The sequence below is a fragment of the Neobacillus niacini NBRC 15566 genome, assembly GCF_001591505.1.
Taxonomy (GTDB): Bacteria; Bacillota; Bacilli; order Bacillales; family Cytobacillaceae; genus Neobacillus; species Neobacillus niacini.
In genome coordinates this window covers 25,925-40,199 of record NZ_BCVA01000001.1, presented here as the reverse complement: position 1 = coordinate 40,199, position 14,275 = coordinate 25,925, and the positions used below count along the sequence as shown (strand labels likewise).

Sequence of the window (14,275 nt, the reverse complement as noted above, 5' to 3'; positions counted from 1 at the left end):
ATATACTATAACGTAAGGTTTTCTTTTTCTTTTTGCTTTTTTGTGATACCGTTTTAATGAAGGTTTGAGGTGTTAGATAGAATGAAAAATAAATTTGTTGTAGTCGACTTGGAAACTACAGGAAATAACCCTAAAAAAGGGGATAAGATAATCCAATTTGCCGCTGTGGTCATTGAAGATGGGAAAATCACGGAAAGCTTCTCATCTCTAATCAATCCCCAGAGGTCAATCCCAGCTTTTATTGAGGAATTAACCGGCTTAGAGGATAAGATGGTAAAAGATGCTCCATTATTTGAAGAAATAGCCCCGAAGGTTAACTCGTTATTAGAAGGTGCTTATTTCGTTGCGCATAATGTTTTATTTGACTTGTCTTTTTTGCAGGAAGAGTTAATTCAAGCTGGATTTGATGGCTTTTATGGATCAGTTTTAGATACCGTTGAAATGGCAAGAATTATATTTCCTACTGCCGATGGCTATAAGTTATCAGACTTAGCAGTTAGAGAGGATCTGCAACATGATCGCCCTCACCAGGCTGATAGTGATGCTCAAGTCACGGCTGAGCTATTTCTTATACTTGTAAATCATTTATTTCAATTACCGGAAATCACGCTCCGACAGCTTTCGCAGCTTGCAGGGGGCTTAAAAAGTGATTTACAACAACTGATAGAAGAAATTATTTTAGAATTAGACCTAACAAGCGTCAGCTGGTACGAATCGATTAAAATATGTAACAATTCACTTGCCTTGAAAAAAACACAGAGCAGTACAACTTCCACTCGGAGGCAATATGAGGAGAAGTACCAGTTTCCAACCGGCGAAGACGAAAAAGTGGATATGGTTAAACGTGCTTTTACCAACTTTGAAAAGAGAATAGGACAATTTCAAATGATGGATGGGGTTTACCATGCTTTTGAATCTAGGAAGCATACTCTCATTGAAGCAGGAACTGGTGTTGGAAAATCTCTTGGATACCTGCTTCCAGTTGCTTATTTTGCAAAACAAAATAAGCAGCCAATTGTAGTGAGTACACATACCATTCAACTACAAGAACAAATTATTCATAAAGAAATTCCTTTATTAACAAAGATCCTTCCTTTTGAAATAAAGTGTGTTTTGTTAAAAGGGAGAAATCATTACATTAGCTTAGAGAAATTCGCTCTTTCTTTGTTGGAGGAAAATGACAATTACGATACCACGTTAACCAAAATGCAAATACTTGTCTGGCTGACGGAAACGGATACGGGAGATCGAGATGAGCTAAACCTCTCAAGCGGAGGCAATATTTTTTGGAATAAAATTAAAAATGATCAAACAATCTTCCCAATGAATAAACTTTGGCAGGAAAAAGATTTCTATTTACGTGCCAAAAGCGAAGCGCAGAATGCAGACATCATCATCACTAATCATTCACTGCTATTAAGTAATCTATCAGCTGAAACATCCCTATTGCCAGAATTTGATTATGCTGTCATTGACGAAGGACATCATTTTGAGAAGGTAGCAAGTCAATATTTTGGCCGCTCATTAGACTACTTAACTACTCGTTTGCTTGTAAGCCAATTTGGTCAATTTGAGCAGCGCCTGCTGTTTTATGAGCTAGAAATGATACTTGATTCTCTAAAAATTGCTAGGGATGAGGTACCTCTTGGGAAAGTAAATCAACTGGCAGCCGATCTTTCTTATGAAATGGACGAGTTTTTTAAACTGACTGCCCTGTATGCAAAATCAAATTCTGGAGAAAGAAGAGGCTTAAATCGAGCGAAGGTGCGTTTTTCACATAACAATGGAGGCAAGGAGAAAAATGCCTTAGTCCATAGTGCCGAGCGGTTTGCATTCTTATTGAAAGACCTGGAAACAGCGATAACACAGCGTCTAGGACTGGTAAAAAAATATAAGGAATCACTAAAAAGTAAACAAAAAGGAAAATTAGAGGAAATCATATCCTTTAGAAATGAACTAGAAGAGCTGAGATTGACAGTTCAAGATTGCTTTATTAAAAAATCAAATGATGTTAAGTGGATAGAAATAGATTTCCGTTCTCAACAGAATGTAACCACCTTCTATGCCCAGCCAGCTTTTGTATCGGCTTCGCTGAAGGAGAGGTTTTTTAATAGTAAAAAGGGAGTTGTCTTAACTTCAGCAACCCTGACTGTCAATCATTCATTCGATTACGTTCTAAAAGAAATTGGGCTAGTCAAAGAGGATACTTTAACCAAGGTTATCCCATCTCCTTTTGATTATAAAAATCAGGTTCAGCTTTTAATTCCTGAGGATTTACCAGAGGTAAATGCAGTGAGTCTAGAAGATTATGTCATTGCCATAACCGAACACATTATCACAATTGCTGAGGCAACTAATGGAAGAATGTTGATTCTCTTTACCGCTCACGACATGTTAAAGAAAACTTATGAGCTTATTAAAGAAAGTGGATTCCTCAATGACTTTGCTATGATTGCACAAGGAATTACGAGCGGCAGCCGAACCAGACTCACAAGAAATTTCCAAAGGTATGATAAAGCCATTCTGCTAGGGACAAGCAGCTTCTGGGAAGGGGTAGATATTCCAGGAGAGGATTTATCCTGTCTTGTGATTGTCAGATTGCCATTTAGTCCTCCTGACGAACCACTGACAGAAGCTAAATGTCAAGTCATCAAACAGCAGGGTGGAAATGCTTTTACGGAGTATTCATTGCCAGAAGCAATTCTCCGATTTAAGCAGGGCTTTGGACGTTTGATCCGAACGGAAAAAGATCGGGGGATTATGATGGTTTTTGATAAAAGGATTACTACTACAAAATACGGTAAGGCTTTTCTTAAATCAATTCCTGATGTACCGATGAAAAAGGGAGATATCGACGAGTTAGTTCAAATAATTTACAAATGGTTATAATGAAATTTGGAAAATTTACACATCCTAATGATATGGGAGGTATGTGTATGAAAATGTTATTAATTGTGGCAGCAATCTTCTTTCAGTTAACTTCGATTGGCAGTGCCTCTACTTTTGAATATAGTAATGTGGAAAGCATCGATTTAAATTTAAAGGACCATGAGATTGCTGTTACGTTTTTAGGATTAGGTGATGGTGAAGCCACTCTTATTCAAGGCTCAAATGGAGAAAATATCTTGGTTAATACAGGTGGAGAAGCAACAAGCGAAAACCTAAGTGAATTACTCAAAACATACCGTGTAAAAGAAGTTTCAACTTTAATTATTACCAGCCGTCAGAATTTATTTGTTGACCAACTTACTCAAATGATACCAAAATATAAAGTAAAGAAATTGATTTCAACACCTGAGATAACAAACGAAATAAAAAATATGACTTCGCTCTTTTCCGAAGTGGAAGTGATTCCATGGCACGAGAGTATAACCCAAGAATTGTTCCCTGATTTATCTGCAGAGGTACTATTTACAGGAAAAGGTGAAAATGAAGGAATCGATTTTACCCTGAAGTTTTTTAAGCATTGCATTTTTTTTATGACTTCCTCTAGTGACCAAGTTGAAGAAAATTTATTACATAAACCATTAGATGACGTTACGATTTTTAAAGTACCTAACTGGGCTAAGGAAGATTCGTTATCTGAGAGATTAATTCAATATGTTAATCCGCAAATAGCGATTTTGTTTGAGTCAGAGCAGCACCAACCTGACCCTGATATTATCTATAATTTGCAGGATGCATGGTCAGAAGTCTTTTTTACCAAAAAGCATGGTACGATAACGATAAAATTTACCGAAAATAACTACGAAGTATTTACCTTTCCTGTAGAAAAGGGAGACTATAGCTGATATTATTGCTTTAGAGAGATAAAGGAGGAATACTATGGAGTCAAAAATAGAAGTCCTCTCGACTGTAAAGCTTTCGCATAGTCCGGACTTATACAAAATTGTTGATGCCCTTAATCGAACCTTAAAACAGCAGGACCTAATGTTCGGCTTGGCACTCGACAAAGAAGATCAAAGTAAAGCCATTTTTACGATTTATCGTACATAAAGATGTAAAGCGAAGGCTACCGCCTCGAGGCTGGAAGAAGTGGAGTACAATGAAAAAAATAATCTTAGGTATAGTTTTATTTATTGCAGTTTGTGTAGGGGTATTTATTAAAGTCTATGCAAGTGCCCATGAGCCGTTAAATGCAGCAGAAGAAAAAGCCGTTTCCTTGGCAAAGGAAAAAGTCGAGATTAGTGAAGTAGATGATTTCCATATCTATCACGGAACAGAAACGGTAAGTGTTCTAGAGGGAAAAAATAAAAAGGGTGAAGATATCATCGTATGGATTCCTGAGAAGAGCAAGAAAGTCATTTGGGATAAACGGAAAAACGGAATCTCAAAAGAAGATGCAGTACAAAGACTTTTGGATGAGAAGAGTCCAAAAAAGATTATCTCCGTTAAATTAGGAATGGAAAATAATATCCCATTATGGGAAATATATTACCGTTCTGAAAATAATTTAATAAATTATTATTATGTTCACTTTAAAACAGGTGAATGGTTAAAAAAAATTGAAAATTTATAGCTTTATTGGAGCAGGAGGAGAAGGAAATGGCAGTAAAATTAGCAAGCAGAGTACTGGCGCTTACACCGTCAACAACATTAGCAATTACAGCGAAGGCGAAAGAACTAAAGGAACAAGGAGTGGATGTGATTGGTTTAGGAGCTGGTGAGCCAGACTATAACACTCCACAGCATATTTTAGACGCGGCAGTTCGTTCCATGAATGAAGGGCATACGAAGTATACTCCTTCCGCAGGATTACCTGCTTTAAAGAAAGCGATTATCGAAAAATTTGATAGAGACCAAGGTCTTTCCTATAAATTAAATGAAATTATTGTAGGAAATGGTGCGAAACATGTGTTGTATACGCTCTTTCAGGTACTCTTAAATGAAGGTGATGAGGTTATTATCCCTACACCTTATTGGGTAAGCTACCCTGAGCAAGTTAAATTAGCAGGCGGCGTTCCTGTATATGTAGATGGATTAGAATCACAGCAGTTTAAAATTACGCCTGAACAATTAAATTCGGTCATTTCCGAAAGAACGAGAGCAGTTATTATCAACTCGCCTAGTAACCCTACTGGTGTAATTTATACAGCAGAGGAACTGCGGGAATTAGGTAAATTATGTCTTGAAAAAAACATATTAATCGTCTCGGATGAGATTTATGAAAAGCTTATATATGGTGAACATAAGCATGTATCAATTGCGCAGCTATCACCGGAATTAAAGGAGCAGACCATTGTTATTAATGGAGTTTCAAAATCACACTCTATGACAGGCTGGCGTATCGGCTATGCAGCAGGGAATAAGGAGATTATTGAAGCAATGACAAATCTTGCGAGTCACAGTACATCTAATCCGACGACAACTGCACAGTATGCCTCTATCGCTGCTTATAATGGTCCACAAGAGCCCGTAGAAGAAATGCGGCAGGCATTCGAACAACGGTTAGAAGTAATATATAATCAATTAGTTTCGATACCTGGTTTCACCTGTGTAAAGCCACAAGGAGCTTTTTACTTATATCCAAATGTAAAGGAAGCAGCTAACATAACAGGATATTCTGATGTTGATGCTTTTGTAGAAGCGCTATTAGTAGAGGCAAAGGTAGCGGTTATTCCAGGCTCTGGGTTCGGTACTCCAGATAATATCCGACTATCCTATGCAACTTCTCTAGATTTACTAGAAAAAGCTGTAGCAAGAATGAAAGATTTCGTTGAATCGAAACGTCAAGATTAAAAATATTGGATGACCCAAAAAAGTCTGCACCTGCAGGCTTTTTACTTTTTAGATAAAATCTGGATAAGTCCATCCTCTTACTCAGGCAGGTTGTTCATGTTATACTAATCAAGAGGTGTCGTAAAGATGAAAACAAAAATATTATCATGGCTTCAGGAAGGTAATATAACGGTTCCTGCTGTATTATTTTCTGAGTACCGCAATATGAATCTTAATGAATATGAACTTGTTCTTTTATTAAATATCATTACCTTTATAGAAAAGGGAAATGACTTCCCAACCCCAGAAGAGCTTTCCTCACGAATGACGATTACCGTTTCGGAATGTAACGATATTCTGCGAAGATTAATCCAAAAAGGGTTTATTGAAATCATAGATGAATATTCATCAGAAGGAATTAGGTTTGAGAAATACTCCGTTCAACCATTATGGGAGAGACTTGTAGAACAATTTTTAATGAAAAATAAACAGTCACAGGAAGTTACTAAAAAGGCAGACGAAAGTGATCTTTATACGTGTTTTGAGAAGGAATTTGGACGGCCTCTATCCCCGTTTGAATGTGAATCATTGGCCATGTGGATGGATGATGACCACCATGATCCCATTATTATCAAGGCAGCCTTGCGAGAGTCAGTCATGTCAGGAAAGTTAAACTTCCGGTATATTGACAGGATTCTTTTTGAATGGAAAAAGAATGGCATTAAGACTATTGAACAGGCTAAAAATCACGGAAGAAAGTTTCGCCAAAAGCAAACACCTAATAGAACTGCTCAAGATACTCAAGCGTCTTCAACTCATTCTGTGCCTTTTTACAATTGGCTCGAGCAATAAACATATTGAACGAGAGGAAAATTCCTCTCGTTTGTTTCCATTTTTATAAAATTATTACTCATGGCAGGTGACTCTCTTTGTTAAACAATACACAGATACGTTTTTGTCTAGATAAAATGGACGAAATGTTTCCTGATGCACATTGCGAACTTATACATTCAAATCCATTTGAGCTTGTGATAGCAGTGGCATTGTCTGCACAATGTACGGATGTACTCGTGAACAAAGTTACAAAAGAATTATTTGAAAAATACAAAACTCCAGAGGATTATTTAAGTGTGTCTCTAGAAGAATTGCAAAATGATATTCGCTCTATAGGACTCTATAGAAACAAAGCAAAGAATATCCAAAGTTTGTGCCGATTACTTTTGGATGAATACAATGGAGAAGTACCGCGTGATCGTGATGAATTAACGAAACTTCCTGGTGTTGGAAGGAAAACAGCGAATGTTGTGGTATCAGTGGCATTTAATATACCAGCCATTGCCGTGGATACGCATGTTGAAAGAGTAAGTAAACGCCTAGGAATATGCCGCTGGAAGGATTCCGTTTTAGAAGTGGAAAAAACGTTAATGAAGAAAGTCCCTAAGGGTGAATGGTCTGTTACTCATCATAGATTAATTTTCTTTGGCCGATATCATTGTAAAGCTCAAAACCCACAATGCCCTGTTTGTCCGTTATTAGAGCTGTGCAGGGAAGGTAAAAAGAGAATGAAGGCGAGGGAAGTAGTGAATGGATAAAAAACTAATCATCCCTTATCTAGAGGAGCTAGATTTAGAAGTTTCGGAAGAGAATATTTCCCTCTTATTAGTGAATTGGGGTGAGGTAAGAGCTGAACTTGAAAAGCTTTATCGTAATCGCGATCAAAAATCCACACTTCAATTGATGAAGAAAGGGATCGGTTATTTCCTTCAATTTCTTAATTGGTCAAATGATAGACAAGTTCATTCAAAAGAACCTATTCCATTTAAGCTATTAGAAATAAAACCGGTTAATCTCGAAGAAAGATTAACTTATATACTTTCGCGGCCCAACTTATTTCATTCTTACCGCCAACTTTCTGAGTTATTCACGGAGCAAGAAAAACTGTTTGCTAAGAAAAATATCGTAAAAAAGCGTCTAGACCAAAAGGGCTAGACGCTTTTCTGCTATCGGAGTATTATCCTCCACTTCGATTACCCGTTGGATTGCCATTACCTGTTCCGGTTCCAGTTCCAGTTCCAGTTCCGGTTCCAGTTCCGGTTCCAGTTCCGGTTCCAGTTCCGGTTCCGGTTCCGGTTCCAGTTCCAGTTCCAGTTCCAGTTCCAGAATCAGTAGTTCCTGGTTCATTACCACCATTACCTTCTCCATTACCATTACCATTACCTTCTCCATTACCATTGCCGTTGCCGTTGTTGCCATTACCTTCACCATCTTCATTCTGTTGAGGTAAAGGAATCACAACTGAGGTTGCAGCAGGATCACTTCTCTTGCCGTCTATTATGGCTGTAATTGTAATGCTATATGTTGTACCTGGTGTTGGGTTTTGAAGTGTAACGACTCTTTCTGTTATAGTTGATGTTTTTGGTGCAACACCATCAGTTACTGTGATTTCGAATTGGACATTAGCATTGTTTGGATTGTTGTAATCCCATGTCAGGGTCACATTGTTTTTTCCTGCATCATAGATTGCTTTTGGATTGCTAGGTGCTGCAATCTTGTTGTATTTCTCTGAGACTGTTTTTGGTGCATGACCTTTCACAGCGTACTCAGTAATTACCTCACTATCCGGAGTGAATTCACTTGCTAATGCAGGTGGTTTTGACCCTTTTTCAATTCTTACCTTTTGTACGCTGTCTGGAACAGGGAAGTCAGTTGTCTTGATATCTTTTGATACATATTCCATGAGATTCTTAAAGATTAATTGGGCAATCCTTTGATCTGCACCTGGTTGAATAGGTGTTTTAATACTGGAGTAACCCGTCCAAACAGCTGCGGTGTAGTTGGTTGTGTATCCGGCGAACCATGCGTCAGGAACAACCTTACTGCTTGTGATATTCCATTTTTTCATATCAGCTTCTGTATAATTGGTGGTACCTGTTTTCCCTGCAATCGGAAGCCCTGGAACTCTTGCTGTTGTCCCTGTACCTGGAGAAACTAGAACGCTCTTTAACATATCTGTAATCATGAAAGCAGTCGAATCCTTCATAACAAGTTTCGATTCAGGTGCAGTGTCAAGGACTGTACCATCTCTGAGCTCTATTTTTTTGACGGCATAAGGTTTCGTGTACATTCCATTATTTCCAAAAGCACTATAAGCTCCGGCCATTTGAAGAGGTGAAACACCGACCGTTTTTCCGCCAAACCCGCCGATGGCATAGGATTCATAAATTTCCTTTAACGGAATACCTAAGTTGACAGCAAAATCTTTAGCTTTTTCTAAACCAACCTGCTGAAGTGCTTGAACTGCAGGCGTATTTCTAGAATATTGTAAGGCAGTGCGCATAGAAATTGGTCCCATATATTTGTCATCCCAGTTACCAAACTCTTGACCAGTGGAATACTTTATTGGTTTATCATCAATCGTTTGGTATGTACCCCAATTAAGGTATTCAATAGCTGGGGCATAATCAAGTACTGGTTTAATAGTTGAACCCGGCTGGCGCTGCGTATCGATTGCGTAGTTAAAGCCACGGCTCACCTCTTGGTTTCGTCCGCCGCCAATTGCACGGATTTCCCCTGTTTTGGTGTCAATGAGCGCAATCCCAGCTTGAAACTCAGCATCTGGATATTGTATGACCTCATCCGTATTAAGAATGGTATTGACATGTAATTGTGCGTTTTTATCAAGTGTTGTATGAATGATTAAACCATCGGAAAATATATCAAAGTCTCCTTGATCTTCCACTTCGTCGATTACTGCATCAACAAATGAATCATACGGTTTTTCGTCTCTAACTCTTTCCTCGTCTTTAACCAATGTAGCTGTCACTGGAACACTTTGTGCTTCTTCCATTTGTTCTTTGGTAATAAAGCCATGCTGCTCCATTAACATTAATACAATGTTACGTCTTTTTTCTGCTAAATCTGGATGATCGAATGGGTTGTAATTATTTGGACTTTGCGGCATTCCAGCGAGCTGCGCAGCTTCTGGAAGCGTGAGTTCATTTAATGGTTTCCCATAATAAATTTTTGCAGCTGTTGCAAGGCCATGACTGTTTTCAGATACAAAGACTTTGTTAACATACATTTCAAAGATTTGATGCTTTGTATATTTTTGTTCAAGCTGATAGGCCATCCAAACTTCCTGAACCTTTCGCTTGATGGTTTTTTCAGGAGTCAAAAATGAGTTTTTTATAACTTGCTGTGTAATCGTACTTGCTCCTTCAGAACCAAATCCTTCGCGGAAATTGGCTACAACAGCACCAGCCAAGCGGATGGGGTCTAAACCATGGTGTTTATAAAATCGTACATCTTCTACTGCTAAAACCGCATCTTCAACAAGTTTTGGAATATCTTTGTAGTTTACATATTCGCGGTTGACCGAACCAACTTCTGTAATCAACTCGCCATCTTTATCTAAAACCTTAGAAGAGATGGGGTCTTTTAATAATTTCGGATCAAGTTTAGGAGTATCCTTTACTAAATAAGCAAAAGTTCCAACGCCAGCCAAAATACCAATTATGCCAAGGGCAACAAGGACTAGAAAAATCTTTTTAACCATGCCGCTAGATTTTTTCTTTGCTTTTTGTTTTCCTTTGGGCTGCTGTAGTTTTTTACGGCGCTCCTCTCTCGATTCTGCCATGATAAATTTCCTTCCTTTCATACTTCAAGCTTTTTCACTAAATCTAAAAATGAAAAAGGCTATCTATGATTTTAATATAGTCAATTCTTGGGTGAAATCCAAGTGGAATGAATATTCCCATTTGCTCGATTTCCTCTTTTGTAATAGATTTTCTCCCCCCATTTTTCATTCTATCCCAAAAGGACAGCAAGTGTTGGGCTTGCAGTAAAAACACTTGTTCCTGCTTTGAAAAACGGAGAATAACGAAACAGATACCACCATGAGAAACAACTTCCTGCATATGATCAATTTGGTGCTGATGAAAATTTTTTAATGGAAACGAGGTTTGATTTGCCGTTTCCTTCGCTTCAAAATCAATGTATTTACCTTTATATACCCCGTTATAATCAGTGGTCGAAGCTTGTTTGAAATAAGCTTCTTTAATAACAGCAGCACTTCTTTTAGGATAGTCTACTTGAACAATTTGGACAGGTGTAGGTTTCTTATGGATGACAGCGATATTTCTTTCTCGATAATATTCATTCGTTTCATTCAAATCATCTTCAAGGGTCATTCCTCTATTACTATAGGAGTGAGTACTTTGTTTCTTCACTTTGGTTTCTGTTTCGGTCACTTTTGGAATGTACCTTTTTCCGTTTGGATAATTAAAGTTCATGATAAGCACCTCTCAAGCTATTACTTATCATAACAAATCTCCGGTGTTATGGGGTGTATAAAATTATTTGGTATACACACGCTAATAAAAATACTGTACCTTGACTGCCGAGAAAAAGCATGATTCTTTTTTCATAAATCATTCATTCTCAAAAACTACCTATTTGAAAGTAGAAGGTGAATATGAATCATCTTACAATACATGAGATTGAGACTATCAGTCAAATAAAAGCAGAAACGAATAAAAAGAATCTTGATAATATTTCAAGAACAGACGCTTATTTCACTTATTTTAAAAATAACTCAGATATTGTATGGTCCTTCCTTGCCAGTATGGTATCAAGGAATGGCGGCTGGAACATGTGCGATCTGGAGGGACATGTCTTTCGAGAAATTTTAGAGCCTAATACAAGAAAAGAATTATTTCTTACTTTTGAGAGAGCCAATTGGTTGATTTTTCATGACGTCTACCCGCAGTTACTGGTCTATCAATATTCGACGAAATTTAAGCGTCCAATGTTTCATCTGCTTCCATACTTTAAATGTTCTGAATTTATCCAAAAAGAGTGGGAGAGATATTGGAAAGAAGGAAATCGGGAACGGCTTACCACCGCATTAATCATTAATGAGCAAAATGTTATTGATACACCTGTAATCCAACATCCAATATATAAAAAGAGGGTCTTCCAGTCCTGGATTTTTAATATTCAAGATTGGCTTCATTTTAGCTGCGTCCTATTTCCAACCTGTGGGGGGGAATTATATGGTGCCAGTGTAAATGGCTTTAGGTCACTCTCGAAGAGAATTAATCTTGGTAAAAGGCTGGCAAGAATTTTGACCCATCCGCGTCTATTTCCATTTTTTTTCGAGTTTGCTGATAAAACACCGCATACGGGGTCGCGAAATGATTATGAACAATATTTTAAGACTAAAACCAACCGTAAAACACCAATATTAAGAGCCACCTTTCCAATCATTGAGCACAATCACTATGAATATGAAGATTGGAGTGAAAGAAAGGTAATATCCCCTGCGTGGCTGCATTTCCCAGCAATACACCGTCATCCTATTCACTTAACAGATTGGTACTTCGACAAATCAAATCAGTTGGATTTAATGTTAGCCTTACATAAGGCATCGCATATAAAGAAAATATAAAAAGCAAGGCGAGAAGCCTTGCTTTTATGCTCCTTATTCAGCCGGACGATTTGGTCCTTCAAGCTTTTTATCACCATAGCCAACTTTATTTTCTACTTGTGCTGCACCAGATTTTTTGTTTTGTTTCTTTTTGGACATTTTCAACACCTCCAATTTTAGCTTGTTCGATTTTCTATTTTTCATGCGAAATGTGCTAGTGTCGAATGAGAAGGTAATAAATGCCACAATGGCACTTTCTTTGCCGAATCTCTTCTAGTTTTGTCAAGGGGGAAGGAAGCCTTAAAAAGAAAGCGAATAGTACCTAGTATATAATCGCGAGGAGGTTCTTAATTTGATGAATTCGTCATTGCCGGAAAAGGAAAAGCTGCTTTCTATGTTGACAGAGATACATGATCAATTAGAAGAATTGGAGATTGTGCTGGAAGCATCTTTCTCAGACCTTCGCATTCAAATGAATAATGAGGAGTTAAATAAATTAACCGCACCTGTACAGAGACTCTCTAATCTTGAAGAAAAACTAGATAAAATAAATCCAACATCCAATGAAACAAATTCAGAACAGAACAATTCAGTCGCAAAAGCACTAAAACTTGAAATGGGCTTCTGGTTACCGATAGAATATGAATAAAATCAGATTGAGTAGCTTTATTAAAAGCTGCTTTTTATTTTGTATGTTAGAAAGGAATAATGTCCCATGCGAGCAGAAATTCTGGTCTTAACCAAAAAGCTGTTAAACTATAACCATTTATTTATGAAATATTACCAAGAAGCCCGGGAGAATGGGACCAGCCATGATTTTCATGAAGTGATTAAGCCTTTTGCTAACGAAGTTAAGAAGGTTTCCCAAGAATGGGCCACATTGTTGAAAAACTGGTTAGTAAAAAATCCGCAGAAGCATCTCCATCTGAAACAAATCGATACGACCTTAGATCATATTGATCAATTATCAATACAGGCTTTTTTCCCGAAAACAAGCCGTTCAAGATTTTTAAATGCAAATCGGACGGTCGAATTTTTTCTGTTAGAGATTTTGAAAGAATTAGAAAAATAAAAGAGATGCGCAGATCGCATCTCTTTTAGGGCTTGTCTAGCTGTATTTTACTATTTTATGAATTTTCGATGAGGGAGTCTTCCTTATAATCGTCAGGAATTACGGCGCCCTGAGCTTCAAGATCACGTACAAGCAGGCGATATTCTTTGATGTTAATCTCGTTGTGAATATAAGCCTTCTTAGCAAAATCCATTAATGCGTTTAGATCATCAGTACTGTAATCTCGACTTTGAATAAATTTGCTTTTTAGTGAGCGAATGTCCATATGTAACTCCTCCTTCATCTTTTTTTTATAGTAACATGAAAAAAAAGGATTCCTAGTTTTTAAAATATTTAAACTTTAGACAAATTTCTCTCCATTTTGACATTGAAATCAAGTTGAAAATATGCACCCTTAACTTAATTGATACATAGTGTGTAGTAATGAAAATGCGGAGGAGATGTTTGCCCATGTACGGTAGAAATCAATCGAACTATTATATAAATCATGGATACTCGGGGCAAATGCAGTACAAAAGCCCAGGTTATTATCCATCCATTTTTGAACCCGTTCCTCGTAATCAGCCATATCCTTACCAGGCAGTACAAAGCATGGAATGGTATCCATATCAACAACCAAATCCTTACTATCAACAGAGCTATCAACCATATGATCCTACCTATCAGCCTGGTGTCAAACCTGCGCAAATGTCCAATCTAACCGGCCATAATCCTCATAAAAATGCACAATTTCTATTTCAAAACCCTTTGCAGCCGCAGGAGGAAATGCCGCTAAATCAGTATATGCCGCAAATGAACGGATATAGTGTAATGAACCCGTATCCAAAACCAAATGCAATGATAAAGCAGCCTGGGGGAATTCAATCTATAATGAATTCTTTTAAATCACAAGACGGGTCAGTCGATGTAAATAAGATGGTGAATACAGCCGGGCAGGTAGTAAATGCAGTGACCCAAGTATCCTCTTTAGTGAAAGGACTTGGAGGAATTTTTAAAGCCTAAAACGGTAGAAAGACGGCAAAAGCCGTCTTTCTTTTTGGGGATTTGTCGAAAAATTT

The 14,275-nt window shown here is 37.6% G+C and carries 15 protein-coding genes; 12 read left to right on the top strand and 3 right to left on the bottom strand.

The features are described 5' to 3' along the window. The first annotated feature begins 81 nt into the window (after positions 1 to 81). The 8 genes from dinG to BANA01_RS00165 all read left to right on the top strand — a co-directional run bounded on the left by dinG (position 82) and on the right by BANA01_RS00165 (position 7,707). Positions 82 to 2,889, top strand: a complete 2,808-nt coding sequence (gene dinG, locus BANA01_RS00195) for an ATP-dependent DNA helicase DinG (protein WP_063251206.1) — start codon at positions 82 to 84, stop codon at positions 2,887 to 2,889. Positions 2,890 to 2,936: 47 nt separating this feature from the next. Beyond that, entirely contained in the window at positions 2,937 to 3,791 is an 855-nt protein-coding gene (locus BANA01_RS00190; protein ID WP_063251205.1) for a ComEC/Rec2 family competence protein, read from the top strand. 34 nt (positions 3,792 to 3,825) lie between these two features. Next, positions 3,826 to 3,996, top strand: a complete 171-nt coding sequence (locus tag BANA01_RS28900; protein WP_082799341.1) for a YpmA family protein — start codon at positions 3,826 to 3,828, stop codon at positions 3,994 to 3,996. A gap of 49 nt (positions 3,997 to 4,045) precedes the next feature. Next, positions 4,046 to 4,519, top strand: a complete 474-nt coding sequence (locus BANA01_RS00185; protein WP_063251204.1) for a cell wall elongation regulator TseB-like domain-containing protein — start codon at positions 4,046 to 4,048, stop codon at positions 4,517 to 4,519. 26 nt (positions 4,520 to 4,545) lie between these two features. After that, positions 4,546 to 5,739 carry a pyridoxal phosphate-dependent aminotransferase gene (locus BANA01_RS00180; RefSeq protein ID WP_063251203.1) on the top strand — a complete coding sequence of 398 codons (1,194 nt, stop codon included), beginning with the start codon at positions 4,546 to 4,548 and terminating at the stop codon, positions 5,737 to 5,739. 126 nt (positions 5,740 to 5,865) lie between these two features. Next, the gene (locus BANA01_RS00175; RefSeq protein WP_063251202.1) at positions 5,866 to 6,570 is read left to right on the top strand and encodes a DnaD domain-containing protein; all 705 of its coding nucleotides are present in this window, start codon (positions 5,866 to 5,868) and stop codon (positions 6,568 to 6,570) included. Positions 6,571 to 6,647: 77 nt separating this feature from the next. Next, on the top strand, positions 6,648 to 7,310 hold the full coding sequence (gene nth / locus BANA01_RS00170; RefSeq protein WP_063251201.1) for an endonuclease III: 663 nt from the start codon (positions 6,648 to 6,650) through the stop codon (positions 7,308 to 7,310). Then, positions 7,303 to 7,707 (top strand): YpoC family protein, encoded by a 405-nt coding sequence (locus BANA01_RS00165; RefSeq protein WP_063251200.1) that lies wholly within the window; start codon positions 7,303 to 7,305, stop codon positions 7,705 to 7,707. The genes nth and BANA01_RS00165 overlap by 8 nt, the downstream gene beginning before the upstream one ends. A gap of 22 nt (positions 7,708 to 7,729) precedes the next feature. On the opposite strand, the gene BANA01_RS00160 is transcribed toward BANA01_RS00165, so the two are convergent. Next, on the bottom strand, positions 7,730 to 10,354 hold the full coding sequence (locus tag BANA01_RS00160) for a penicillin-binding protein 1A (RefSeq protein WP_063251199.1): 2,625 nt from the start codon (positions 10,352 to 10,354) through the stop codon (positions 7,730 to 7,732). Between the two features lie 43 nt (positions 10,355 to 10,397). Further along, positions 10,398 to 11,009: a Holliday junction resolvase RecU gene (gene recU / locus BANA01_RS00155; protein ID WP_063251198.1), complete on the bottom strand. Its 612-nt coding sequence runs from the start codon at positions 11,007 to 11,009 to the stop codon at positions 10,398 to 10,400. Positions 11,010 to 11,191: 182 nt separating this feature from the next. Between recU and BANA01_RS00150 the strand changes: the two genes are divergently transcribed. The 3 genes from BANA01_RS00150 to BANA01_RS00140 all read left to right on the top strand — a co-directional run bounded on the left by BANA01_RS00150 (position 11,192) and on the right by BANA01_RS00140 (position 13,217). Next, entirely contained in the window at positions 11,192 to 12,166 is a 975-nt protein-coding gene (locus BANA01_RS00150; RefSeq protein ID WP_063251197.1) for a DUF2515 family protein, read from the top strand. 331 nt (positions 12,167 to 12,497) lie between these two features. Then, on the top strand, positions 12,498 to 12,794 hold the full coding sequence (locus BANA01_RS00145) for a hypothetical protein (protein ID WP_063251196.1): 297 nt from the start codon (positions 12,498 to 12,500) through the stop codon (positions 12,792 to 12,794). 66 nt (positions 12,795 to 12,860) lie between these two features. After that, positions 12,861 to 13,217, top strand: a complete 357-nt coding sequence (locus BANA01_RS00140; RefSeq protein ID WP_063251195.1) for a DUF1798 family protein — start codon at positions 12,861 to 12,863, stop codon at positions 13,215 to 13,217. A gap of 55 nt (positions 13,218 to 13,272) precedes the next feature. On the opposite strand, the gene yppF is transcribed toward BANA01_RS00140, so the two are convergent. Further along, positions 13,273 to 13,482: a YppF family protein gene (yppF, locus tag BANA01_RS00135; RefSeq protein WP_063251194.1), complete on the bottom strand. Its 210-nt coding sequence runs from the start codon at positions 13,480 to 13,482 to the stop codon at positions 13,273 to 13,275. A gap of 185 nt (positions 13,483 to 13,667) precedes the next feature. Here yppF and BANA01_RS28895 point away from each other — a divergent pair, with 185 nt between their 5' ends. Continuing rightward, positions 13,668 to 14,219 carry a YppG family protein gene (locus BANA01_RS28895; protein ID WP_169803629.1) on the top strand — a complete coding sequence of 184 codons (552 nt, stop codon included), beginning with the start codon at positions 13,668 to 13,670 and terminating at the stop codon, positions 14,217 to 14,219. Positions 14,220 to 14,275: the final 56 nt, after the last annotated feature.